A 23,362-nucleotide genomic window follows, 5' to 3' on the forward strand; every position below is an offset into this window, starting at 1 on the left:
TCATTATTTTTAAATTACTGTTGCTTCCATGTCAAATACTGCGAATACCCACCCAGATAAGCACTCCGAAGAGCTTGAATCTCTACTAGATTTAGATCTCTCAAGCGAGACGGTTGATCCTGATTCGACTGAGCATACGCTCTCTGATGAGGATTTGACTTTATATAATCAGATCCCTGAGGAGGCAATCTCAGAGAGCTTGACTGAGACAGTTACGGCTCTTCCCTTAACTGTGGAGTCGTCGATGCCCTTTAGTACTCAGGGCAAACGGCCATTTGCGATCGCAAATTCCATGGCCCAAGCCACCAATCTAGAAAACCTCTATCAAATCACCGTCACCGAACTTCGCAAACAGTTTGCAGCAGACCGGGCCTTAATCTATCAATTTCAATCTACAACCCATGGCACCGTCATCGCCGAATCTCTCACCGCTGGCTATCGTCCAGTTTTAGGAGACGCCATAGCGGCCCTAGCCTTTGGCGCAGCCAACACCGAAAGCTATAGACAGCAAGCCATCATCAACGTGACAGATACAGCTGCAGCCGCCACAACCCCCTATCAGATGCAGCTGTATCAGCACCTGCAGGTCCAGGCCAATTTGAGCCTACCCATTTTTCTAGAAGACCGATTGTGGGGACTACTCGTCATTCAAACCTGTACTGCACCACACCAGTGGAGCGATCGTGAAATCGCTTTAATTTATCAGGTCGGAACCGAACTCACCCTCAAACTCCAAGCCCATGCACTACAGCAACAAGGCCAGCAAGAAGTAATCCGTGAGCGTTTACTGACAGGTCTTGTTAACACCATTCGTAACTCAGCTGATATCCAACAGGTATTTGAGGTCACTACCCGCACTATCCGCCATTATTTAAAAACCGATCGGGTGGCCGTGTTTCAGTTTCATCCAGGGACCAACCACGGTAGCGGTAAAATCATCGCCGAAAACGTCAACGCTGACGTTATCTCAGCAAAAGATGTCCCTATCCAAGACCATTGCTTTGGTGGAGCGATGGCCGAAGCCTATCGCCAGGGGCGTTTCTGGGCAGCCGCAGATATCTATGAGCAAGGATTACTACCCTGTCATATCGATATCTTGTCCCAGTTTCAAGTACGGGCAAACTTAGTCGTTCCATTACTACAAAAAGACCAGCTCTGGGGCTTGTTCTGTATTCATAACTGTGTCGGCCCCCGTCAGTGGACACACACTGAAATCGCCTTTGTCCAGAGAGTCGCCGCCCAGCTCAATGTAGCCCTACAGCAGGCTGACTATATAGACCAAGTCAACGAAAAAAATCAGCAGCTAGAACAGATTGCCACTCAAGAACAACTCATCACAAAAATTACCGAGCGTCTACGTCAGACCACAGATCTATCTAAAACCCTACAAATCACCGTGCGCGATATTCGCCACCTGCTCAAAGCTGACCGAGTCGGTCTGTTCCAATTTGATATGGCTACCAACTATGGCATGGGAGAATTCGTCGTCGAAGATGTAGCTGCTGGCGTATTTTCTGCAAAAGCGGCCAAAGTCCAAGACCACTGTTTTGCTGAGGATCAGGCTGAAAATTACCGTAAAGGCCGCTTCTGGGTTGTGAACGACGTGACCACATTAGATCTACCTGACTGTTTAGTGGAGCTGCTTTCCCAATTACAGGTGCGAGCAAGCTTGGTAGTTCCTCTCCTCAAAGGCGATCTGCTCTGGGGATTGTTCTGTATCCATGAATGTACCGGTCCTCGACAGTGGCAGGACTCAGAAGTGGAGTTTGTGCATCGCATCGGTGCTCAGCTTAACCTGGCCCTCAAACAGGCCGATTATCTCGACCAGCTACAGGAAAAGAACGCCGCTCTGACCACCACCGCCACCCGTGAGAAAGCCTCTAAAGAACAACTCCAGCAACAGGTAATGCAGCTACTGACCAACGTACGTCCAGCCTTAGAAGGTGATTTGACCGTACGGGCTCCCGTCACAGACACCGAAGTCGGTACCGTTGCTAGTGCCTATAACAATACGCTCCAAAGCCTTCAAAAAATTGTCCTAGAGGTTCAGCAAGCCGCGACCCAAGTGGGAGAAACCTCTCAGCTCAGTCAAGCTTCGGTTAGCTCCCTTAATATGGAAGCTCAACAGCAAGCAAACTCCCTCGAAAAGGCTCTAATACAAGTTCAGGAAATGATGAACTTTACCGAAACCGTTGTCAACGATGCTCAGCGGGTAGAGGTTGCTGTGCAACAAGCCAACCAGACGGTACAAAGCGGTGATACAGCCATGAACCGTACGGTGGATGGCATCATGGCTATTCGTTCCACAGTCGCCGATACCAATCAACGCATCAAGCAGCTTAGCGAGTCATCACAGAAGGTCTCTAAAATCCTGAGTCTAATCGGTCATTTCACCACTCAAACCCAATTGCTGGCTCTCAATGCCTCCATCGAAGCAACCCGCGCTGGTAAGTATGGACGAGGATTTGCCGTGGTTGCCGACGAAGTTCGTTCCCTGGCCCGCCAGTCGGCAGACGCGACCACCGAGATTGAACAATTGGTCCAAGAGATTCAAGTCAACACAGCAGAAGTTTCCACCGCTATGGACAACGGTATTCAGCAAGTAGCAACCGGAACCAGTCTAGTCAGAGATGCCCGCCAAAACCTAACAGCGATCGTGGAAGCAACCGCTCAGATCAGTGGCTTGATTCAAGGCATCACTCAAACCACCCACAAGCAAGCAGCCGAATTTAAAGATGTGGCTGTGAGCGTGACTGAGGCCACCGAAATTGCGAACCAAACCTCTCAAAAATCAGAACGGTTGACCCAATCAATTCACCAACTATTGTCAACAGCTGAAACACTTCAGGCCAGTACAGGCAAGTTTAAGGTTGGCTAGTTTTGAGTAGAGCCACTAAAACATTATGAGCTTTCTTTGTGCCAGCAAACACACGGGTCTAACTCACCATGACTTCTGCTTCAGCAAGCACCCAGCAGATCCCAGCCTATTTTTTGCAAGAGGCGTCTGAGCTGCTTCAGCAAATCGATAGCGAACTGCAAACCCTCCGTCAGGACTTTAGTGTCCAGAAAATGCACGGCCTGATGCGGGCAGCCCACACCCTCAAGGGAGCCGCTGCCAGCGTCGGTTTGGATGCCATCAAAACCACAACCCATTCCCTAGAAGATGCCTTCAAAGCCCTATGCCGACCCGATGCCACCCTCACTCCTGTTGTAGAAGGACTGATTTTTGAAGCCTACGATTGCTTACAGCTAATGCTCTCAGCTCAGCTGACCCATGCTCAAATTGATGAGTCAGGTATTCTTGATCGAATGGCCAGCGTTGTTACTAAGCTGCAGGATAATCTAGGGGATCAGTTTGGCCAAGACGGGTACTTACCCACATCGAGCGATTTAGGGTTTGATATGACCCAATCCATTTTCGAAATGGGAGTCGCTCAGCGACTAGATGCCCTAGAAGAGTCACTTAAAACCCCTAAATCAGAAACCTTAAACGCCCTATTGCAATCTCAGGCAGAGGTTTTTTTCGGGTTGGCAGAATCATTGAACCTACCGGGTTTTGGAGAAATTGCCCAGGCCACCCTAGCAGCCTTAAAGAATCAACCGGATCAGGTCATCCAAATTGCTACCGCTGCGCTTAAAGACTATCGCTCTGCCCAAACCGACATACTACAAGGAGACCGTACCCAGGGTGGTGCTCCTAGTGCCGCCCTGAAACGGCTCGCCGCCCATACTTCAAAAAAAACAAATCAGCATCGCCAATCTAAGTCCTCTAACAGCCGGAGCACAGCATCTAAACCTAGCTGGTTGAGCAGATTATGGTCACGGTTAAATCAGCCCATTGGCCATGCTAAATCAAGTAAATATCCTCTCCCACAGCCATCCCCACAGCCATTGCAGGCTTATCCAAAAGAATCGTTAGCAGCTTCAGACAGCATTAACAAAACAGAAGCGACCCAGACTCTAGAAAATTTGTGGGAAAACATCTCACCATTGCCAGCAGAGGAGTCTAATCACGTTCCGTCTGTGCAGTCTGAGCCAGTCCCCCCGGTTCCTCCAGCCCGTGTTGCATCTAAACAGGCGTCAGAAAAGCCAACGACTCCAGCCAAGGACGATGTCACCCTACGGATATCCATTAATCACCTCGAACAGTTTAACCACACAATCGGAGAACTCTTGACCCAGCAAAGCCGTCAGGCACTTTACAATGAGCATCTGACCACCACCATGAAGCTGCTGTTGCTCCGATTAAGCGAACAACAGCAGCAGTTGCACAAGCTACAGCGCCATGCCCAAACGTCAGTAGCCGATCACGCATCATCAAAACGGGCTGAGCAGTCGTTCGATGTCCTAGAGTTGGATCGCTACAGTGAACAGCAGCTTCTGGTGCAAGCATCGCTCGATACGATGGTTCAGCAAATGGAAAGTACTGAAGCCATGGAATTATTTGTGCGGCAGAGCAATCAAACCTTGGCAAAACAACAGCGCCTGGTAAATGATCTCCGTGAAACCATGTTAGAGGCTAGGATGCAGCCCCTAGGAGATTTGCTGCAGCGCTTTCACCAGGTACTGACTCGTTTATCCATGCAATACAGTAAGCCGGTCACCCTTCAGATCCATGGGGACGAGGTGCTGGTGGACAAAGCCATTGTTGATCAGCTGTATGACCCGTTACTCCATTTGGTACGGAACGCCTTTGACCACGGTATTGAGACGCCAGAGGTTCGTCAGCAGCAGAGCAAACCTAAAAAGGGACAAATTACTATCTCTGCTAGTCAAACAGGTCGACATTTAACCATCAAAATTCAAGATGATGGCCAGGGTCTTAATCTTGCGGCCATTCGGCAAAAGGCAATCGACAACCAGCTGGTTACAGCCACAGAAGCGCAGCAGCTCACGCCCGCTCAAATCAGTAATTTAATTTTTGAGTCTGAGCTATCTACAGCCGCTCAAGTCAGTGATCTGTCAGGACGAGGCGTCGGCCTAGATGTTGTTCGTAGTCAAATGCAAACTCTGGGGGGCCAGCTTGCCGTTACCCATCAGCCAGGGCAAGGCACCTGTTTTATTCTCAAGATTCCGGCCAATTTAACGATCTCGCAACTACTACTGTGCCGTGCTGGAGAACGGCTATATGCCTTGATGACAGATACAATTGAACAAATTCTCATGCCAAAAGCTGGGCAGTTAAAAATTCAGAATAATAGAAAAGTATTGAGCCTACATGCGGAAGGGAAAGCTCAGCTGAGTCTTGTTGTTTCTCTATCAGAAGCGTTGGCCTATAATGAGCTACTGCCCAATTTACATAGCTCAGAAAATAGAGCAGAAAAAAATAACACCTCAGCTATCAGGCCAATTATTTTAATCCGGTATAAAAATCGCTTAGTGGGTCTAGAAATAGACCAGCTGGTTGGAGAGCAAGAACTCGTCATTCGCTCCCTAGGAGACCTAGCTACTACATCAGACTATATCTACGGCTGTTGCAGTCTCCCCGATGGTCACCTCAGCTTAGTGATGGATGGAGCAGCTCTGGTACAAAAAAAACTCAGAGAGTTTTCTCAGCAGTCGAGGCTGACTCCTATCAAAGGACAACAGGCACCTAGAGAATCAGCCTCACGATCTGCCTCCAAGCAATCTATTTTGATTGTTGATGACTCCATTACAGTGCGTAATACCTTGACCAAAGCACTAGAAAACGCTGGCTATTGGGTCCTGCAGGCGAAAGAGGGGAATGAAGCCTTACAAAAACTACAGCAAACTGATGTAGCGGCCATTCTATGTGATCTTGAAATGCCTGGGATGAACGGCTTTGAGTTTCTAAAGGCCCGGCAGAATACACCTAAAATTGCCTCAGTACCCACTATTATGTTGACATCACGCACTGGAGTAAAACATCGACAGCTTGCCCAAGAACTGGGGGCAACCGACTATCTGACCAAGCCATATCTGACACCTCAACTATTAACGACATTAACTAACGCTTGTAAGCAACATTCCCAGGGGCTTCGTGGATAACGACACATTGGCGATCGCAAAATTTATCACTTTCAAAGTTGCTGACTATTGGTTTGCCCTGCCCATGGAGGCCGTCCTCAAGGTAGTCAACTGCCCATCGCGTGATCAAGGTGGAATTGTGTCGTTGGGCATAGTCCAACTGAGCATCCACACAATTCAGCTACTAGATTTGCATGGCGTATTTGGTCTTGGTACTACATCACCTCCCAGACAACTACCCTTTCTGTTGGTGCTGCGCGATGCTAACAATAAGCTATGGGGTATTACCTTGGAATCACCCCCGGATTTGATGGAGCTGCCTCTGGCTACGTTCCATTCCGTAACGGTGGATAGACGATTTATCCCGAAAAAGCAGTGGATCAGCCACATCGCCATTCCCTCTGAACAGGATGGCCGTACCCTATTACTTTTAGACCTACAGGCTGTTTTTCGGCATGAAACGAAGCAGCCTGTAGTAGCTACTAGTACTGGCTAGATTTTGGGAGGGACATTGACCTCAAAATGAATATGATCATCGTGACCACCCGCACGTCGACACAGACCTTTGTTCATCAAGACTGGGTCGTTAAAATATAGCGTGTTTTTATCCACCCAGGGCTGGGCACGCAAGGCTTTAAGGATAGCTTCAGTGGCATTGCGGTCATAATTGGCGTTGGTCCATCTAGTACCGCCAAATCGGCCTCCCTTGCGGGGCAATACAATATCGCCGGCATTACCACTTTGATGCCCACTATGATCGGGAGTTTTTCCTCCCCTGGGTAAGCTCACATCATTAACTGCCATGGGGGCAATCTCCGAGCGATTTTTACGATAGGCCAGCTCGTAATGAATCCCAGCGGCCCGAATCACGTTACTCATCCAGTCAATGCCATAGTCATGGCTATCTCCAGGCTGATCCAACACTTCAACATTGTAGAAACCCACACCTTGACCAGGCATACGCATCCATCGAGGGGCATTGGCCGCTTCTAAAAAACGTTGGGTTCTACCCCCTGCATCCACACGACCATCGCCTCGGATTGATGTGCTACCTGCGATCGCAGACTGAAACAGCAGAATCGCTTGGACCAGGTCATTAACAGAGTTGCCCCTGGCAAAGGTATACCCCAGCGCCACTAAACGCTCCCGTACAAGCTTGATATCATTGGCACGATTAGTGCCCCGTAAACCAACACTGGCACTGAGAGAAAGCGTTTGAGCCCCTGGATGTTTCTCGATGTAGGGAGTAAGCGTTAGGGACGCAATATCATTCGTTTGGTCAGCAACCACCTTGAGTCGACGGAGCTGGGGCTTGGGAACTGCTAAAAAAACAGACTGAAATCCCCATTGTTTATTCGCATTGACAGTGGTTGTCGCGATGGGCTTGGAACTATTGTCAACGTATAGGCTGACGGCCTTACCCACTAGGTCGTCGCTGGCGATACCTGCTAGCTGATAGGGGTGGTAGACTTTAACCTGGTTAGGAGCTTTGGTGATTTTGAGACTAGTGGCCGATGGCTCAGGCGGAGTTATAACGGGCGGCTTTGGTAGCGGTTTTGGCTCATCAGTACCTGTTTTTACAGAGACTAGAAAAAAACCTGGAGGATCATCACCATTAAGCCATTCCTTAAGCAATTGAGTTCTAAAGAACGTTTCGCCCTCAATCTCTCCCTGACGGGGAGATTTATCAATTTTTTGCCGATAGTAGGCACCTTCCATTAGATAAATGGCTTTGTCAGTTTCTTTAATCCAGGTTCCCATACGTCCTCCCAGCTAAACTTCCCTGGAGCCCCTAGAGCATCGTTAATCGCTCTCGCAACAGCTTTGCTTGGGTTTCTGCTTCAGCCAACGAATCCCGTGTCTCCTGTACCACACGTTCAGGAGCCTTATTCACAAAGCCCTGATTACCCAGGCGACCACTAATCGACTTGATTTCTCCTTCCACCTTGGCCAGGGACTTCTCAATCTTTTGCTTCAGGGCCTCCACATCCACCAGCCCCGTCAGCGGGATCAGCACCTGTACCGTACCAAATACCCCCGCAAACATTTGTCGAGTGTCAGCTGCAGCAATCTCATCAGTCTGGGCTGCTACGTCTAGACCCTCCACCGCGTCAGCACTATCAGTACTCAAGGTACCAACGACCTCATCCCAGAACCCGATGACATTCTCCCAAAGCTGTCGACGATTCTCTGCCTTGAGGATATAGCGCCCCCCAAACCAGGTCGTATAGCCCACACCGATCATCTGAAAAAATCTACCAACCGGTGGCAATGTGCTGATGCCAGTAACAACAGCTGCAGCTAATCTCAAACCAAGACCTGTGAGCAAGAGCAATAGAACCACAGAAGCCGGTTTTTTAGAGGCGTTATAAGCTTGTCCTATATAGCCTAATGGGTGCTTGAGAAGAGTTTGAATGGCATCCACACCATCCCCCCAGTCAATCTCTGGCAGTTCGTCAGTCTCGTCAGCCCTGTCAGATTTTTCAGAAATCTGCGGTGCCTGATCTCCAGAGGTTTCTGCTACGGTTAATGTTTCTGCTGTGAGGGTGGTGCCGCTAATGGTTAGAGTCTCTACCTTAGCCGTATCTTTTAGATAAACCTGGGTGGCGTTGAGAATGCGCACCTCGTTGGCATCATCGGTTTTTAAAATTGCCTCAATCTTGGCCGATGGTTTTACCCCCGCCGCTGCCCGGAGGTTACGAATGGTGCGAATGGTGCCAATCAGCAGATCAAAGTCTTTTTCTAGTTTAGCATCGACCAGCTCAGGCCTCACTGTGGGATAGGGTTGTACCGCTAGATAGCTATCCTCACCCACTTGAGTCAGGGTGTGCCACACTTCTTCTGTGATGTGTGGGGTAAATGGATGTAACAGCTTGAGAATACCCTCTAGAACAAAGGCTAGGGTTTGTTGTGCCACTAGCTTAGAGTTCTCATCTTTCCCATACAGCCGGGGTTTTACTAGCTCGATATACCAATCACAAAAGTCTCCCCAGATAAACTCATACAGCACTTTAGCGGCTTCACCCATACCGTACTGATTAAGACACTCTCGAGTTTGGTTAATAGTTTGGTTAAACTTTGAGAGAATCCATTTATCGGCTAGCTCTAATTTGGCCGTGTCAGGCTCCCCTAGGTCTGCCGGAGTTTGGCCACCGAGATTCATCATGACAAACCGAGAAGCGTTCCACAGTTTGTTAGTAAAGTTGCGTGATGCCTCCACCGAAGAGGACTCATCGGTCTTACGGTTGTAATCCAGGCGAATATCCTGACCAGCGCCAGCCACTTCGCGAATGAGGGTATAGCGCAGAGCGTCGGTACCGTACTTATTAATCAGCACCAGCGGATCAATGCCGTTGCCCTTAGATTTGGACATCTTCTGGTTTTTCTCATCCCGCACCAGACCATGGATATACACGGTCTCAAAGGGCATGGTATCGGTAAAATGCCCGGCCATCATGGTCATCCGAGCCACCCAGAAAAAGATAATGTCAAACCCGGTGACGAGGGTAGTGGTGGGATAATAGGTTTGAAAATCTTTAGCATTTTCATCGGGCCAGCCCATGGTGGAGAAGGGCCACAGACCTGAGGAGAACCAGGTATCGAGGACATCGGGATCCTGCTTTAGTTCCACATCATCGCCAAACTGCTTGATCGCACTAGCCCGAGCTTCGTCTTCTGACTCAGCTACAAAGAAGGGGGTGGAATCGGTAATCTCGCCATTGGTTTGGCTAACGGCATACCAGGCAGGAATCTGGTGCCCCCACCACAGCTGACGGGAGATACACCAGTCACGCAGGTTTACCAACCAGTCACGATAAACCTTAGTCCAGCGCTCGGGGACAAACTTGGGGGACTGATGGTTATCCAAGGCATCCAGAGCCATGTCCGCCATAGGCCGAATTTTGACAAACCACTGGGTGGATAGCAACGGTTCGATGGGAACCTTGCCGCGATCGCTATAGGGAACGCTGTGCTGATAGTCTTCGATGCGTACCAGTGCATCTACGTCATCTAGAGCCGCGACCACCTGCGTGCGGGCCTCAAACCGGTCTAAGCCTTCAAACCGTCCCGCATTTTCATTCATCGACCCATCCTTATTCATGATGGTGATCAAGGGCAGGTTATGGCGCTCTCCCATAGCGAAGTCATTGGGGTCGTGGGCCGGTGTAACCTTGACGCAGCCGGTACCAAATTCTTTGTCTACATAGCTATCGGCAATGATAGGAATCTCACGACCCACCAGCGGCAATGTCAGGGTCTTGCCTACCATTTCCAGGTAGCGCTCGTCCTCTGGGCTAACAGCCACTGCCGTATCCCCCAACATCGTTTCGGGACGGGTCGTGGCTACTTCCACATAACCGGAGCCGTCGGTGAGCGGATAGCGAAAATGCCACAGGCTACCGTCTACATCTTTGTTTTCAACTTCAACATCCGATACGGCTGACTGGCTAGCGGGGCACCAGTTGACCATATAGTTGCCGCGATAGATCAGACCTTCTTGATAGAGCTGGTTAAAGGCTTTTAAGACCGCTTTAGTGAGCCCTTCATCCATGGTGAAGCGCTCACGGGTCCAGTCCACGGACACGCCTAGTTTACGCAGTTGGTTAACAATAGTACCGCCGGACTCTTCTTTCCATTGCCAGGCACGCTGTAGATAGTCGTCGCGGCTGATGTCTTGGCGGGTTTTATTTTGCGATCGCAGCTCTTTATCTAAAATCGCACTCACTGCAATACTGGCATGGTCGGTCCCCGGCAGCCACAGGGTATTACGACCGTTCATGCGTTGATAGCGCACTAGCGTATCAATCAGCGCGTTCTCAAAGGCATGGCCCATGTGAAGGCTACCCGTGACATTCGGCGGTGGAATCACCACACAAAACGGCTCCCCACCATGGTTTGGATCGGCCTTAAACACAGCCTTATCTTCCCAAGTGGACTGCCACTTAGATTCGGTTTGGGAAGGATCGTACTGGCTCGATAGGTTGGGGACAGTTGCGGTCATTGCCGGATGCCTTGGACACATTATTGCTGACTCAATAATGTTAGGCCATAACCGGAAAGTCCGGCAGCGCTATCCTGGAGAAGACGCTTTGAGCCTGTGATTCTATACTACTCAACTCACAGCGCAGCCCGGTAGAATTTGGCTTTCAGACAGCCCTCAATTACCTGAAACTTAGAAGCTGGTTGAGCGGAGTCGAAACCAGCAGCGGTGCGTTACGCTGTGCTAACGGCACCCTACGGCTATGACTATTTAGTGACAGATTAGTGCCAGGACTGAGCGCTAAAACTGCTCTTCAAATTCAGGTGTTTCTGTAACCGAACCCTGCTCAGCTTCAAGAGCTGCCTGCTGACGTTGATGAAAGTCAGCAGCGGCCTGGTCAATATTGCGATCAGTTTTACGGTTGAATTCATCAGAACTCAACCCACCTGCCCGGCGAGCATTGCTTAATAAGTCAGTGAGACTGACGCCGCTGCCGCTAAACACTTCGTTATTATCGGCATCCCCGCTTAAATCCTCAAACCCACCGTTGGTTTGAGCGAGTGCCGGAGCCGTGGTCAAACCTAGGACCAATCCTAGACCTGTTACAGAAGCCAATGTGGTTTTAAGGATGCTTGCCATGGTATGCCGTGAGTTGATTTTTTGTGATTTGCCTATTAATGACCACAGTTTAGCAAGAGTGCCAAGGGTTGATGCAACAGTAGGCAATTTTTTAAATTGGTTGTCCCCTGTCCGTCTTCAATTAAGACTCCAATGGAGTCTCTGAAAGGCTAAAAATCGGTAGCATCAATCCCCAAATGATGGCGGCAAGCCTGAGTCCGGCAATGACGGTCATACCCAGGAGTGCAGCCCATGTTTGCACCAGACCTAACGCTTGTAGCCCCAGGTAGAGAACGATGCCAACAATGGCGGCAGTCGCATAGATACGACCTCGCTTTAGGATCACTGGAATATCTGCCAGTAGCATATCTCGCAGGACACCGCCTGCTGCCCCGGTAATTGTTCCCATCACCACGATTGGTAAACCTGACAGGTGCGTTTGCTCTGCAATTTGAGCACCGCCAATTGAGAACAGGGCCAGACCAAAGGCATCGGCTACTAACAGTGATTTATGGGGCGGCTTGAAAAATTTAGCATAAAGCACCGTTAATAGGGCCGCGCCTAAAATAACAGGCAGATATAGAGGACGCTCAATCCAAAAAACAGGATGCCGATCTAGTAAAAGATCCCGTAAGGTGCCACCGCCAATGGCGGTGACGAGTGCAATCACAACCACACCGAGCAAATCGAGATGCTTCCGTCCGGCGGCTAGAGCGCCACTGACGGCAAAGACAGCCACCCCTACTAAGTCCAGAACATGCAGAACCACTGGATATCCTTAGGCAATACGGCGATTAATCAGGGGATAGGTGAGGGCCAATGCGCCACCGCAGAAACCGGCAAGCAGTAACAGTGACATCCCCATGGATAGGTCACCCCAGACAGACTGCATCACGATGCTATTGAGCGTCCAGTCGTTATGCAAATAGAGATAACGGATGGGCTCAATGGCGTAGCTGAGGGGATTGAGACTGGCGATGGTGCTCAGCCAGGGGGGCATAAACGACAGAGGTACCAAGGCTGTGCTGGCAAACAGCAGGGGCAGGTTGGTAACAAAGATAACGGCAATCAGCTCAATGTGGCCGGGCAGGGCAAAGGCCAGCCCCAAACTAAAGGCGGTCACCCCTAGCACTAGCATGAGGATGATAACCGTCATCAGCCCCAGACCCGCAATGCTGGGCAAGCCAGCGCCGAGAAAAGCGCTCAGAGCAACAATCGCAGCCGTCTGTACCAAACTCATAGCGGCAATAAACAAAGCTGAGGCGATAACGATAGAAAAACGGGACACCAGTGGGGCCACCAGCAGTCGATTTAAGAACCCAAACTCCCGATCAAACATCACCGGCAGGCCAGCATTTAACGCGCCGCCAAAGGCTGTGAAGACGATGATGCCAGCGCCAATAAACTGTCCATAGTTGACGCTATCGCCAAATAGCCCCTGGGGCACGTTTTGGAACAGGGCACCAAATAGGATCAGCCACATCAAGGGTTGAACAATGCCAGCAGCCAGGGTGGAGGGACGGCGCTGCAGCTGGATAAATAGGCGCTTGGTCAGGGCCAGGGTTTCTTGGACGAATTCGCTAAAACCGGGGGATGCGATCGCATCCTTTTTCCAGGCCTGAAGCTGGCTGTTTTGGATGGTGGAATAAGAGCTGCTCATGGTAGGTAGAGAATGGCTGGGGTAGTAAGAAACTGTGGCGAGAAGATTACAAAAATTCTATCTAAAGGATGAGACCCTTAGCGTTTCATATTCTGTTGCTTCATTTCCTTTTTCATATCTCGTTTGCTGGCTGCTGCCACCTCAGCATCCATAATGGTTCGGCCTGTTGCAGCTAAGTACACGTCATCCAGGCTAGGCTGTGACTGGGCAATACCAAAGGTGGGCAATCCTGCTCCCTTTAGCGCTTTTTGTACCGCTACTAGCGCGTCGGCTTCGGACTCGACAACTAAGTTCAGAGAGTTGCCCTGGGCACTGTTGACAATCACTTCCTGCACCACCGGCAATTCCTGCAGCATTTTGCTCGCCTGCTGAGCTTCATCTAGAGGAGTAAACTCCCGAATTCTAAGCGTGATGCGTTCACCGCCGACGTTGGCCTTAAGTTCGGCAGGCGTCCCTGAGCTAATGACTTGGCCTTGGTCAATAATGGCGACCCGGTTGGCTAAAGCATCCACTTCTTCTAAATAGTGGCTAGTAATCAAAATCGTGGTGCCCGCCGCCTGCAGCTGTCGTAAAAATCGCCACACCGCCGAACGGCTTTCGACATCTAACCCTACTGTCGGTTCATCTAACACCAGCACATCCGGCTGATGAAGCAGTCCTGCCGCTAAATCCAGACGCTTTTTCAGACCACCGGAGTAGGTGCCCGTTTTCTTATCAGCCCAGTCGGTCAGCTCCAGCAGCTCAATCATCTGGTCAATCCGACTCTTAGCGAGCTTTCCTGGCAAATGGTAGATAGCCGCCTGCAGCTCCAGCAGTTCCCGTCCGGTCAGAACCTTATCTAAGGCCACCTCTTGAGCGATATAGCCCAGCCGCTGCCGCACCTGACGTGGCTGCTCAACAACGGAGACCCCCATTACCTCCAGGGTACCGGCATCGGCCAGTGTCAGGGTGCAAAGACAACGAATAGTGGTGGTTTTGCCAGCGCCATTGGGACCGAGTAGACCAAAGATTTCTCCGGGCTCAATCTGCAACGAAACATCCTTTACCGCTTGGACATCACCATAGTGTTTCCGAAGATTTTCGATTACAACTGCAGGCTGTTGTGGCATTCTAAATCCTTCAAACCCCTATGGAAGCACTTCAGCTATTTCAGACCGCTTTTATTGTATTTTATCTTGCAAGCATTCCCTACACAGGGACTCCTTTGCAATTTAGCCGATACCCAGGGTGCCTAGTAAGGCATGAACTCCATGGCGAGTGACGGGCAGGCTATCGACTACCATCGCTGCCGACAACAGCATCATGTAGAAGATGGAGTATTTGAAAACACCTCGGGCCAGGTCGCGATCGCACGGGCACTGTTTCAAATCATAGGCTTTACGTAGAAACAGCCCACCCAGCAGCAGTGCCAGTAGACCATACAGCCACCCACAGGCTTCGGTGGGACACACCATTAGCAACGTCACCGGCACCAGCATCAGCGTATAGAGCCAAATCTGATTGGCCGTCTCTTCATTGCCCACGATCACCGGCAACATGGGGATGTTCACCTTGGCATAGTCATCTTTGATCAGCATGGCCAGTGCCCAAAAGTGGGGCGGAGTCCATACAAACACGATGGCAAAGAAAATCCAGGCCGCCCAGCCCACATCACCGGTAACCGCAGTCCAGCCCACCAGGGGAGGAATGGCGCCCGCTGCACCACCGATAACAATATTTTGAGGTGAGGAACGCTTCAGCCAGTGGGTATATACCCCGATATACACCACAATTCCGGCCATGGCCAAACAGGCACTGAGCACATTGGCAAACCAGGTCAGCAGGCTAAAGGATGCCACAGCCAACACCCCAGCAAAAATCAGGGCATCTCGCACCTGGATTCGTCCCGACGGGAGGGGACGGTCGCGGGTGCGTTCCATATCGTAGTCAATGTCGCGGTCATAGACACAGTTGATCACCTGGGCGGATGCCGCCGCTAGCCAGCCACCTGCCATGGTGATCAGCACCAACAACAAATCTGGATGCCCCTGGGCGGCGACCCACATGCTAGCGGCTGTTTCGATTAGCAGCAGCGGGATAATTCTGGGTTTGGTGAGCTGGTAGTAACTGCGACAGATTTGGCCAAAGTTTTCGTGGTGAACTCTGGAGGCAAGATTAGAAGGTTGCATAGGGATGGAAATAATGTGGGAAAGGCGTTCCATGGATCGACAGGACGAAAGGCAGATAACGCCTATACGGAATGAAAATTTTCTAACTATCTGCCGAAGCCTTAAGATTCTCTTCGGACAGGGCCGCATCTCGTATGGACAAAACCGTAAAACAAACAAGGGTACCTAACAGAGCCGCACCAATAGCCTGGTGACAAACAGTAAGGGGCTCTACCTGCAGGTGCAGACGGAAGGTGGCATAGCCCAGGATTAGCTGGAGAATGAGTAGACCAAAAGCGATGTTAGCTTGCGATCGCAACACGCCATCTAAAGCTGGCGTCCGCCAGACCCATACAGCCAACAAGATCACCGCCAGGCTAGCAGGCACGATCCCCAGCAGGTGAGCATTAACCACGCCACACAGCTCTGCTAAACCAAAGCACTGATGAGCCGCCCAGCGTGAACCCACCAGACCACCCAGTAAACTTTGGCCATATACCAAAACCACGGCGAGACCGCCGAACCAGGATAGTTTGCCAGCGGTACCTGTTGCTCGATAGGGCAGCAGCCCCATACCCATAGCTAGCAGAGTGCAAAACACCAGTAGGGCCGTACCTAGATGGGCAGTAACAATATCAAACCGCAACAGTTGCGTTACCGTAAGACCACCGAGAACACCCTGAAAAACGACTAAAAAGAGAACCAAGCCAGCAGTCCAGGGCACCCAAGCCGCTAGAGAGCGACGCCACCGAATAGCCAGCGCGACTAAACCAATTGCCATCAGACCAATCAATGAAGCATCCAGGCGATGAAACCATTCTAAAAAGACCTGGAGATTCATCTGCTGGCTGGGCACAAGCTGACCGTAGCACAAGGGCCAATCCGGACAGGCCAATCCGGCATTCATTACGCGAGTGGCACTGCCAATGGCCATCAGCATTAACGTAGCCACGGCCATTTTCCACACCCAGCGTCGCAGATAGGTAACAGGGTCAAACCTAGAATCACCGCTCGTCTGAAGCGTGAATAACGAAGAATGGGCCATAAACCTAAAAACTCTCTTAAGAAGCCGATAACAGAAAAATCATCTGCACCATTACAGGGTAGAAAATTTTTTTGCCTTCGATGAAATACATTTAGGTTTTCTTCTCGTTTGGCAAGATTTGTAAGATTCCCTTAATTATGTCAGCCGCTGACTCTGCCAAAAGAACCTGAAGAAAATCCTTAAATAGCTCAAATGAACGCTGTGGGACCTGTCATTTGTAAGGAGATGGCGCTACCTTGGGTTTGGGTTAAGGAGGGCCTGTATGACCTCCTGATTGCCCCGCTGCGCAAGCTTATTCGCATCCCCTATGGACAAGCTCCATAGCGTTACGTTCAGTTACAGGTTTATGAATTGATACAGCTGACTGCCCCAATCCAACAACGCGTCAGGAATACCCTATCTTAGGTAGTTGTGAAAAGCTCATTTTCTTTTGTTTGTAGAATAAACGTCAAATTCTTTATTTATCCAGCCAATTCTTAACCAATTTCTGTTTTTATACAGCAGACCACTCCACAGGAGAATGTTCGAGTCGTGAACGGTATTCCTACTTCTATTATCACCATGCTGATCGGCATTGTCGTCACGCTGATCAGTCTTTGGTATGGCCAAAACCACGGTTTAATGCCCATCCAGGCATCCACCGAGGCGGCTGAGGTCGATCAGTTATTTAATCTGATGATGACCATTGGCACCGGGTTGTTTCTGATTGTTGAAGGCACTCTAGTCATTGCCCTGATCCGGTTTCGTCGGAAAGAAGGAGATGAAACTGACGGTCCCCACATTGAGGGTAATATTCCCCTGGAGATTGTGTGGACGGCGATCCCAGCCATTATTGTATTAGGTCTCTCGGTATACAGCTTCGAAATTTATACCGAGATGGGCGGTCTCAATTTGATGGAACACCATTCATCCAAGGAAGTCCAGCTGGCCTATGCATCACCCGAAAAGGGGACCTCTAGCTATCCTATGTTGGCAGCATCTGGTTTAGGCGAGCCTCCAACGTTTGAAGAATCAACTGACGATATCCTCAATATCGATGTGTTGGGGCTGCAGTTTGCCTTTGTGATGACGTATCCTGCCACCGGTATCGTAGACGGAACGGTGCATGTTCCCGTTGATCAGTTTGTTAAGTTGAACCTCAAGGCTCAAGATGTCATCCATGCATTTTGGCTACCCGAATTTCGCATCAAGCAGGACATGATTCCGGGTAAGGAAACAACCTTGATCTTTAAGGCGACCCGCGAAGGGACCTATCCTGTCGTGTGTGCTGAGCTGTGTGGCTCTTACCACGGCGGCATGCGTACCCAGCTAATTGTGCATTCTCCCGAAGAGTATGACGAATGGGAACAGAGTCGGATTGCCCAGGGGCCAACGGATCTCTCAACAGCAATTGCGGCAACTAGTCAGAAACCGGACGAAACGGATGCTGACTATCTAGCTCATTTTCAAGAGCCGACACATCTGGATATGACTCATCTGGAGCATTTGCATGATTCCCACATGGATATGGCTTTAGTGCCTTAAGCAACACCGACAGCTCTCTTTGAACTAGCTCTATTTTTTCCTTCTTCTCCTTTTCCTGACAACTCATATGGCACAAGCAGAGGCTATCAAAACACCTGATCCCTCACCCTCTCCTCAACAACTGGGCAATGAGCGTAAGTGGACTCACTTTTTCACCTTTAGTACAGATCATAAGGTGATCGGTATCCAGTACCTGGTTACATCGTTTGTGTTCTATCTGATTGGTGGAGCACTGGCGACGGTAATTCGGACAGAGCTGGCGACGCCTGCCCCTGACTTTATTACCCCTGAAACCTATAACGGTGTGCTGACGCTCCACGGCACCATCATGTTGTTTTTGTGGATTGTGCCGGCGGGGGCAGGACTGGCAAACTATCTGATCCCACTGATGATTGGGGCCAAGGATATGGCCTTTCCTCGGATTAATGCGATCGCATTTTGGCTAATCCCACCATCCGGGATCATGCTGGTGGCCAGCTTCTTTTTTGAACCGCCCCAGGCAGGCTGGACCTCCTACCCCCCCCTGAGCATTTCCAATGGCATGCTAGGCCAGGGCATTTGGATCATGAGCATTCTGATCGGTGGAACCGCATCGATTTTGGGAGCGCTCAACTTTTTGGTCACCATCTTAAAAATGCGGGTGCCCAGTATGCCACTCCTGAAAATGCCGCTGTTCTGCTGGGCGATGATCGCCACCTCGCTGCTAATTTTAATCAGTACGCCAGTGTTAGCCGGAGCGCTAATTTTACTGATGTTTGACCTGGTAGCGGGCACCGCCTTCTTTAACCCCACGGGCGGTGGTGATCCCGTCGTGTATCAGCACATGTTCTGGTTCTACTCCCACCCAGCGGTGTATATTTTCGTGCTGCCGCTGTTTGGGGCCATTTCCGATGTCCTGCCGGTACACGCCCGTAAGCCCATCTTTGGCTATCGTGCCATCGCTTACTCCAGTTTGGTGATTAGCTTCTTAGGACTAATCGTGTGGGCACACCACATGTTTACCAGCGGCACCCCCCCCTGGTTGCGCATGTTCTTTATGATCACCACCATGGCCATTGCCGTACCCACCGGCATTAAGGTCTTTGGTTGGACGGCTACCCTGTGGCGCGGCAAGATTGCCTACACCAGCGCTATGCTGTTTGCCATTGGCTTTATCGCCATCTTTGTGATTGGCGGCATCAGCGGTGTGATGCTGGCGGCGGTGCCTTTTGACATCCACGTACATGACACCTACTTTGTCGTCGCTCACTTTCACTACGTGCTGTTTGGGGCATCCATCTTTGGCATCTACATGGCCCTGTATCACTGGTTCCCCAAAATGACCGGGCGGATGCTGAATGAATTTTGGGGCAGGGTGCACTTTGTGCTTACCTTTGTCGGCATGAACCTGACATTTATGCCCATGCACCAGCTGGGTCTCCAGGGGATGAATCGACGCATTGCTCTCTATGATCCCCAGTTTACGGACCTGAATGTGGTGGCCACCATTGGAGCCTATCTGATGGCCGTGTCTACGGTGCCGTTTATCATCAACGCCATCTGGAGCTGGCACTGGGGAGAAAAAGCACCCACCAATCCCTGGCGGGCACTCACTCTGGAGTGGCAAACGCTGTCACCGCCGGCCCATGAGAACTTTGAGGGTGTTCCGGTGATTAAGACGGGTCCCTATGATTATGGTCTTGGCTACATCCCAGTTAAAGACGACCCTGAAATTTACGAAGAAGCTATTGCGGCAGCCGCTGCCCACGCTCACTAGAGTTTTCAACGGTTCCCCTTGCTAAGGGGAACCATAAGTCTCTATCTCTTAATCTTCTCCTATGCAAAGCTCAGCTATTAACCAAGCCGATACCATTGCTGTTTCCCATGTCGAACAGGCCCATGAGGAACATCCAGACTTGCGCATGTTTGGCGTTTTGGTTTTCCTATGTGCCGAGAGTATGATCTTTCTCGGTCTCTTTATTGCCTACCTCAGCTTTAGACTGATGGCTCCCGCCTGGCCACCGGAGGGGACAGAAGGATTAGAGCTATTGTTGCCGGGCATCAACACCATTATCTTGATCTCCAGTAGTTTTGTGATTCACAATGCCGATACGGCAATTAAGCAAGACGACGTTGGCAAGATGCGGATGTGGTTTGGCATCACTGCAGCCATGGGCGCTATTTTTCTCGGTGGACAGATCTATGAGTACACCCATCTCACCTTTGGACTGACTACTAACATTTTTGCCAGTACGTTTTATGTACTGACTGGATTCCACGGTCTTCACGTGCTGTTTGGTTTACTGATGATGCTGGCAGTACTGTTTCGCTCTCGTAAGGGCGCTCACTACTCCCATGAAAACCATTTTGGCATTGAAGCCACTGAGCTTTATTGGCACTTTGTCGATGTGATTTGGATTATCCTGTTTGCGCTGTTATACCTGTGGCGCTAAGGTGGCGCTAGGTGGCTTGAACACCGATGCGACGAGCGATCATGGTTGCTAAAACACCGGCTAAGAGACCCCAAAATGCGGAACCAATGCCCAACAGGGTTAGGCCGGACGCGGTAACAAGAAACGTGATTAGGGCAGGCTCTCGTTCTTTTTCCTGGGTGAGAGCGGTGACTAAGCCTTTACCAATGGTGCTGAGCAGGGCCAAACCTGCGATCGCACTTACCAATTCCCCAGGCAGTGCCGAAAACAGACCCACTACCGTTGCTCCAAATAGCCCTACCACGATATAAAAAACTCCGGACATGACCGCAGCCACATAGCGTCTATCTGGATCCTCTGCCTGGGCTGCTTGAAACACGATCACTCCAGCGCCAGTGAAGCCCACTAGCACGGAGACAAATCCTGCGATCTCAGCTGAAATCGAAAAATCTTTTGAGAAATCCTTTAGATAAACCATAGCTGTCCCTAGATACTGGTGGAGCGCACAGCCCACCTGCTGACGAAAACAGCGAATCAAATAGTAGGGACTCAGATCCACCAGCTGATCCAGGGAAACATTTTGGGTGTAGTGGGTTTCCAGGTAGGTTCGCACTTGGGCAACGGCCTTTGATTCTGGTTTGGCAGGTTGTTGCAGTCTAGCTTCAAACAGTTCTATACCTGGCAGACTGGTTTTCCAGAGGCGGGCTGAGTCAGGTGATTGAGTCATTATCTTCAATCACGTCTACTAGCTCTTCCATAGAGACGTCTAATACCTGAGCAATGCGCATAACAGCTGCGATATCTGCTGTGGCCATACCAAATGACTGTGGGGTGGGTTGATGGTAGCGGTCAACCTACCCCACTTTTACACAAGAGCTACTGGCTAAGGAGCAAAACTGCAAACACAGCCCTGCTCCGTATATGAATAGACCTCTTGCATAGTAGTTTCCTATGAGCTTGGGCCTATTATCGTGGGAAAAGATGACGTCTGGGTGGAATACCTGGATTAAAGATGCCTGCAACATCCTCATCCGATAATTGGTCTAGTTGAGTTTCTAAGTTTTCGACCGTAAACTCATAGCCTCCAGCAGCAGCCAGCTTAATAAACGCCTCTGGGTCACTCAGGGCTTTGCGACGTTCCTTTCTGGCATGAGCTTGTTCGATTTCATGAAACCTGTGAGCTGCATTTTGACTCTCTAACATGATGACTTCTCCATGAGACGGGATAACTGGGGACGAAAGTGAGAACATCTCAGCCCCGTATATCTAGTATTTTGCTCAGCGCTAGATAGTGACAAGAGACTTGAAACACTATATCTAGCGTGGCTGAAAATCCCACCTGACTAGGGATGAAAGCCTAATGGCAGCGATAGATTCTTGGAGTCTTTAGCCAAGTAGATATCAGCACAGTAGTAACGGTTACACCTTTCTATTATCAGGCCAAATCTATCTCTTTGTGATGCTGCCTTCAAAACACTTCGCATTCGCATATGTCATCGCCCAAGCGAGAATAAACGCTAGTCAGAATATGGGATAGGAAATAATAATAGGGTGGTTAGAAACAATGAAGCAAAGCCGTAGTTTATATCAACAGTTCAATGTCTTAGTCATGATTAGTAACGATATATCTTTGACAACTACTGACCAGTTTTACCAAGGATCCCTGGTAAAACTCGCTCATGCATGGACAATTCTGACAGAAATTTAGCTTTAACTAAACTTGAGTGTTAACTACCATAAGAATGGTGCGTTTCTATCATTTCTCATGTTTCAGTAATGTTCCCACTGAAACACAGCTAAACAGAACAAACTGCCAGACATCACTAGACCAGTCAGTAAAAACGGCCAGTTTGGCAGCACTATCAAAATTGGAATTGCACAGATATGCACAATTCCAATGAGTATGAGCGCTTGTGCCTGCATACCAATGCCCGTGGCAAAATAGCCAAACGCACTGATTCCTAGCCATATCGAACAGAGGTTTCTTAAGAGGAAGCCCCATGCTGACAAAATGCCATAGCCGGTCGAGACTAGTCCGGCCATCACTAAAAGTGACCAGCCGTAGAGGATCCAACGTTGGTTTCTGGTGGTTACCCAAAACCAGGCTAATCTGCCAACTAGTAAGATGGCTGCACAGGACAGCGCTGACCAGACGATAGCTTGAATGCGCCAGTCTAGATAACAGAACTGAGCAACCAGAAAGATAGCTGCGGTAACGACGCCCCAAACAATTAAAGCCTGATCCAGACGTGTGAAATAGGTGGAAACGAAAACGTTATCTTGACTGCCTAACCTAACTCGCAGAACTCCATGCAGATCCACAGGATCCACCAAATCCTGTTTGAGCCGAAAAACAGACATTGTGTGTAGGATAGGGGCTTAAGACGTTACATAACCTGGTGGCTTTAGTCTAACACTCACTGGTCTCTTCATACTGACATAGGGCTTGCTGAAAAAATAGCCAGATAAAGCATGATAAGGGTTGCAGGCTGTTACGACCTGGTTAAATGCAGAGGAAACTGGCTAAACTGCTCGAAACCCTGGCACTTAACTAGGGACTTGCTTTCACTAGCCGCCCTGGCTGGCAACTTACTTTTAGCGGATTGCTTAGCTGTTTTCTTCTACAATCGCTTCTTTGAGCTCAGCCTTGCTCATGGAGCTGCGACCCTCAATGTTCAGGTCCTGGGCTTGGTCGGATAGAGCCTGCCTGGTGGCATCGTCATTATCGCTCACAAGGTAGGTTTACCAAATCTAAGAGGGATTGGGAGAACGCAGACAAAGCCCGGTGCTTCAGCACGGGGATGTAGATCGCGAGTCTCCCAGGTGAGTGTTAGCGAACAATCAATCTTTACGTAGCAAGCCTTTAATTTTATGCTCATCATGCTAGCGTAAGACTATGTTGATTTTAGAGTACAAGGTCAAGGCAAAGCCTCAGCAGTTTGCCGCAATAGATGAAGCCATTCGCACGGGTCAGTTCGTGCAGAACAA

At 49.9% G+C, this 23,362-nt stretch carries 18 protein-coding genes; 6 read left to right on the top strand and 12 right to left on the bottom strand.

What is annotated here, in order from left to right; all coding sequences use genetic code 11:
* Window positions 1–28 precede the first annotated feature (28 nt).
* From IQ260_RS04020 to IQ260_RS04030, 3 genes are all read left to right on the top strand, one after another.
* Complete coding sequence (locus IQ260_RS04020; RefSeq protein WP_193991090.1) at window positions 29–2,878, top strand: GAF domain-containing protein; 2,850 nt, start codon at window positions 29–31, stop codon at window positions 2,876–2,878.
* A 68-nt stretch (window positions 2,879–2,946) separates the two neighbouring features.
* Window positions 2,947–6,009, top strand: a complete 3,063-nt coding sequence (locus IQ260_RS04025) for a hybrid sensor histidine kinase/response regulator (protein ID WP_193991092.1) — start codon at window positions 2,947–2,949, stop codon at window positions 6,007–6,009.
* Window positions 6,002–6,484 (top strand): chemotaxis protein CheW, encoded by a 483-nt coding sequence (locus tag IQ260_RS04030; RefSeq protein ID WP_193991094.1) that lies wholly within the window; start codon window positions 6,002–6,004, stop codon window positions 6,482–6,484. The genes IQ260_RS04025 and IQ260_RS04030 overlap by 8 nt, the downstream gene beginning before the upstream one ends.
* Here IQ260_RS04030 and IQ260_RS04035 read toward each other — a convergent pair.
* The 8 genes from IQ260_RS04035 to IQ260_RS04070 form a co-directional block, all read right to left on the bottom strand.
* A complete protein-coding gene (locus IQ260_RS04035; RefSeq protein WP_193991095.1) occupies window positions 6,481–7,749 on the bottom strand; it encodes a hypothetical protein in 1,269 nt (422 codons plus the stop codon). The genes IQ260_RS04030 and IQ260_RS04035 overlap by 4 nt on opposite strands.
* Window positions 7,750–7,780: 31 nt before the next feature.
* Window positions 7,781–10,990 carry a valine--tRNA ligase gene (locus IQ260_RS04040; RefSeq protein WP_193991097.1) on the bottom strand — a complete coding sequence of 1,070 codons (3,210 nt, stop codon included), beginning with the start codon at window positions 10,988–10,990 and terminating at the stop codon, window positions 7,781–7,783.
* Window positions 10,991–11,269: 279 nt separating this feature from the next.
* Window positions 11,270–11,608: a hypothetical protein gene (locus tag IQ260_RS04045; RefSeq protein WP_193991099.1), complete on the bottom strand. Its 339-nt coding sequence runs from the start codon at window positions 11,606–11,608 to the stop codon at window positions 11,270–11,272.
* A 121-nt stretch (window positions 11,609–11,729) separates the two neighbouring features.
* Entirely contained in the window at window positions 11,730–12,356 is a 627-nt protein-coding gene (locus tag IQ260_RS04050) for a trimeric intracellular cation channel family protein (RefSeq protein WP_193991101.1), read from the bottom strand.
* Between the two features lie 9 nt (window positions 12,357–12,365).
* Complete coding sequence (locus IQ260_RS04055) at window positions 12,366–13,247, bottom strand: ABC transporter permease (RefSeq protein WP_193991103.1); 882 nt, start codon at window positions 13,245–13,247, stop codon at window positions 12,366–12,368.
* A 77-nt stretch (window positions 13,248–13,324) separates the two neighbouring features.
* Complete coding sequence (locus tag IQ260_RS04060; RefSeq protein WP_193991105.1) at window positions 13,325–14,356, bottom strand: ABC transporter ATP-binding protein; 1,032 nt, start codon at window positions 14,354–14,356, stop codon at window positions 13,325–13,327.
* Between the two features lie 102 nt (window positions 14,357–14,458).
* Window positions 14,459–15,415 (bottom strand): heme o synthase, encoded by a 957-nt coding sequence (locus IQ260_RS04065; RefSeq protein WP_193991107.1) that lies wholly within the window; start codon window positions 15,413–15,415, stop codon window positions 14,459–14,461.
* 82 nt (window positions 15,416–15,497) lie between these two features.
* Complete coding sequence (locus IQ260_RS04070) at window positions 15,498–16,439, bottom strand: COX15/CtaA family protein (RefSeq protein WP_193991109.1); 942 nt, start codon at window positions 16,437–16,439, stop codon at window positions 15,498–15,500.
* A gap of 561 nt (window positions 16,440–17,000) precedes the next feature.
* On the opposite strand from IQ260_RS04070, the gene IQ260_RS04075 reads away from it, so the two are divergent.
* From IQ260_RS04075 to IQ260_RS04085, 3 genes are all read left to right on the top strand, one after another.
* A complete protein-coding gene (locus IQ260_RS04075) occupies window positions 17,001–17,963 on the top strand; it encodes a cytochrome c oxidase subunit II (RefSeq protein WP_228015521.1) in 963 nt (320 codons plus the stop codon).
* Window positions 17,964–18,030: 67 nt separating this feature from the next.
* Window positions 18,031–19,719 (top strand): cytochrome c oxidase subunit I, encoded by a 1,689-nt coding sequence (ctaD, locus tag IQ260_RS04080; RefSeq protein WP_193991113.1) that lies wholly within the window; start codon window positions 18,031–18,033, stop codon window positions 19,717–19,719.
* Window positions 19,720–19,780: 61 nt separating this feature from the next.
* Complete coding sequence (locus IQ260_RS04085) at window positions 19,781–20,395, top strand: cytochrome c oxidase subunit 3 (protein ID WP_193991115.1); 615 nt, start codon at window positions 19,781–19,783, stop codon at window positions 20,393–20,395.
* Between the two features lie 7 nt (window positions 20,396–20,402).
* Here the strand turns inward: IQ260_RS04085 and IQ260_RS30835 are convergent, their stop codons facing one another.
* From IQ260_RS30835 to IQ260_RS31400, 4 genes are all read right to left on the bottom strand, one after another.
* A complete protein-coding gene (locus tag IQ260_RS30835) occupies window positions 20,403–21,101 on the bottom strand; it encodes a benzoate/H(+) symporter BenE family transporter (protein WP_228015523.1) in 699 nt (232 codons plus the stop codon).
* Between the two features lie 239 nt (window positions 21,102–21,340).
* The gene (locus IQ260_RS04095) at window positions 21,341–21,577 is read right to left on the bottom strand and encodes a Nif11 family protein (RefSeq protein WP_193991117.1); all 237 of its coding nucleotides are present in this window, start codon (window positions 21,575–21,577) and stop codon (window positions 21,341–21,343) included.
* A 567-nt stretch (window positions 21,578–22,144) separates the two neighbouring features.
* On the bottom strand, window positions 22,145–22,735 hold the full coding sequence (locus IQ260_RS04100) for a hypothetical protein (RefSeq protein WP_193991119.1): 591 nt from the start codon (window positions 22,733–22,735) through the stop codon (window positions 22,145–22,147).
* 246 nt (window positions 22,736–22,981) lie between these two features.
* Window positions 22,982–23,107 (bottom strand): Rho termination factor N-terminal domain-containing protein, encoded by a 126-nt coding sequence (locus IQ260_RS31400; protein WP_265579500.1) that lies wholly within the window; start codon window positions 23,105–23,107, stop codon window positions 22,982–22,984.
* Window positions 23,108–23,362: the final 255 nt, after the last annotated feature.

Origin of the sequence: Leptolyngbya cf. ectocarpi LEGE 11479, from assembly GCF_015207065.1 — a bacterium.
Classification (GTDB): Bacteria; Cyanobacteriota; Cyanobacteriia; order Phormidesmidales; family Phormidesmidaceae; genus Leptothoe; species Leptothoe ectocarpi.